Consider the following 2,541-nt stretch of genomic DNA (forward strand, 5'->3'; position numbering starts at 1 on the left):
GTAAGCATCCGGTGAATACCCTCAAACGGGGATTTACGGGGTATTTTTCCACCTATGTGGCATCAAGTCGCTATATGATCCTTCAAAATCAGGATCGTTAATTTTGTAGAGGACATCGGTTAACCAGTTTTGAGTGTCGACATTATGCCGTTTACAGGTTTCAAAAAGGGAGAAGATCATCGCGGCATCCTGAGCCGTTTGATGTGTACCACTAAAGAGGCTGTTCTTGCGTGAGAGGGCAATTGGCCGCATGGCATTTTCGATTTCATTATTATCCAGCATAAGGTCTCCGTGGAGCAGGTATGTGTACATGTTCTTCCAGATCTTCAAGCCGTAAGCCAATGCTTTCCCAATAGGGCTTTTGGGCAATATTTTGGGGTATTCCTGCTCCATCCAACCCTTCATCTTATCCATGATCGGCAATACTTCCTTATTTCTCAGGAAGACAATTTTATCCTCAGCCATTGCGGGCTGGGTTTCCCGGATTACTTTCTCAATGGCATACATCGACGCTATATAATCAATGGCAGTCTTGGCGCGCGCAAGATCATTGCCCGCACTTTCATCGAACTTCCGTCGTAGATGCGCTAGGCAGAATAAGTGCTTAATATCCGGGTTACCGGACAATGCCTTACTGTATCCAGCATAAGCATCGGATTGAAGAACCCCTTGAAAGTTTTCCAACATTTTTTTGGGATGAATATGCGCCCTGCTTTCACAGTATTTGAAAAAGAGTAATCCGTCAGGGGGTGAATGAAAGGCCCACATATATCCGTTGTGGCATTTCCCTTTTGTCCCCGATCGCAGCACTTTATAGGTGGTTTCGTCAGACTGAAGGTACTTCGCTGCTAAGGTTTCCCTTATTAAAGCTCTATAGATTGGTTCCAGTGCCCGGATTGTTGCAGCTACATTGTCCGAGAGTGTAGAAGATGAGATTGGGATTTTCTCACGGGTAAACATCTGCTTGATCCGGTGCAGCGGTAAATGGTATGTATATTTACTTACCAGTAAGAAGGCCAGTACAGACTCATCAAACAGGCCACTTTTTACCGTACGGGAAGGTGCCGGCGCTATGATGATACCCGTTTTGTGGATATCCATACTATTCTTAAGTGCCCATTTACGGCGGACAATGTGCTTAACCCACATTTTCAGGGGTTCAATCACCAACACCTCGCAGCAATCACTACCGATTACTTTATAGTCTGACAAATCCCCCTTAGGGTCAATAACCACTTCTTTACGCTCTATGTGCTCAGGAAGTGACATCCGTTTGGGCTTCCTTGGCGCTTTATGTGCTTTGTCCTGTTGCTTTTTAATCGCTTCTTGCAGTTCCTTGCCGACCTGTTCAATCAATGGCGCTGGCGCTTTTAGGTTAAACAGGTCTAATTGTCCCGCCACACCTAATTTTACCTGCTTATCCGAACGGATACCAAAAATTTGACGGCGGAGGTTATTCAAATCAGCGATCAATACCGACCTTTCTTCTTCCAAAACTGCCTTCTCCTTGGCCCAAGAAGCTCGGTCTAAAGCATGCGATTCTTCCAAGTCCATGCCCGCTTTTTCCAAGGCAATCTTTTCTTCTTCCAGTGCTGCATTTTCTCGCAGGCTGGCTTCATAAAGCGCTTTGTAATCGATGATTCCCACAGCACAAAAATAACCTTTAAGCAGGTAGTAGCCTTATAATAAAGGATCTTTTTACTAACCTTTTAGAGCCTCAAATGTGGATAACACCATAAAAATGATCCACTAACTTTACAGTAGATAAAACATACGAAGCCCGATACCCTGACCTGCTATGCTTTGCATTCAGCATGCGGAATGCAAAGCATAGCGCTTGCGCCGCCGGACACTTTGTAGCTGGATGCCCTGCAGGATTAATTGCAGGCAGTCACTGCTGATACGAAGATCTTCGCCTGGGTTGCCGGAAGGGAGCTCAAAAGTACCCCGCTCCAAACGTTTGTGATACAGTGAGAAACCATCACCTTCAAAATGAAGAAGTTTTACCTGGCTGCGCGATCGGTTGAAGAAAATATAAATAGCACCATTCAGGGGATCCTGTGCAAGTTCCCTGCGTACTAACCCGCTCAGGGAGTCCATACCACAGCGAAAATCCGTAACACCACGGTAAAGGTAATACTGAAATCCAGCGGAAAGTGAAAGCATTATAGCAGCGATTTGATGAACGATGCATCGAGGACTTCATAAAAACTGAGTCGGTGACCATTACTATGGTGAATTTCAAAAACCGGGGTGTTGCTGTTAGGGGTAATAACCACCGGAGCAAAACCCGACTGTTCCTTGACCGTGGAGCGCTGCCCGCTACGGAACTTGACTACCCAATAATTGAATTGTGCCTGATGCAAACCGCTTTGCTTGCTATAGGCACGCTGGCTAAGCCCACTGGACTGCCAAGCAAGATAATGCCGATGCATCCGATCCCAAAGATTACTTTTTACCATTTCTAATTTCTTTTAATGTGAATAGCAAAAGTAAAAAGCAAAACTCTCTAGTCATACAGGGGGATAACCGGATGCTTAC

At 45.4% G+C, this 2,541-nt stretch carries 3 protein-coding genes; all 3 read right to left on the reverse strand.

Features of this window, described 5'->3' with window-relative positions:
- Positions 1 to 33: 33 nt before the first annotated feature.
- The gene (locus FM107_RS16720; RefSeq protein ID WP_086949629.1) at positions 34 to 1,647 is read right to left on the reverse strand and encodes an IS66 family transposase; all 1,614 of its coding nucleotides are present in this window, start codon (positions 1,645 to 1,647) and stop codon (positions 34 to 36) included.
- A gap of 162 nt (positions 1,648 to 1,809) precedes the next feature.
- The gene (gene tnpB / locus FM107_RS16725) at positions 1,810 to 2,166 is read right to left on the reverse strand and encodes an IS66 family insertion sequence element accessory protein TnpB (protein ID WP_086949630.1); all 357 of its coding nucleotides are present in this window, start codon (positions 2,164 to 2,166) and stop codon (positions 1,810 to 1,812) included.
- On the reverse strand, positions 2,166 to 2,462 hold the full coding sequence (locus tag FM107_RS16730) for a hypothetical protein (protein WP_086949631.1): 297 nt from the start codon (positions 2,460 to 2,462) through the stop codon (positions 2,166 to 2,168). The genes tnpB and FM107_RS16730 overlap by 1 nt, the downstream gene beginning before the upstream one ends.
- Between the last annotated feature and the right edge of the window lie 79 nt (positions 2,463 to 2,541).

Source organism: Sphingobacterium sp. JB170 (genome assembly GCF_900163865.1).
Lineage (GTDB): Bacteria > Bacteroidota > Bacteroidia > Sphingobacteriales > Sphingobacteriaceae > Sphingobacterium.

Coding starts and splice junctions, on each gene's coding strand:
- FM107_RS16730 (WP_086949631.1), bottom strand. CDS start 2,462: ATGGTAAAAAGTAATCTTTGGGATCGGATGCATCGGCATTATCTTGCT.
- tnpB (WP_086949630.1), bottom strand. CDS start 2,166: ATGCTTTCACTTTCCGCTGGATTTCAGTATTACCTTTACCGTGGTGTT.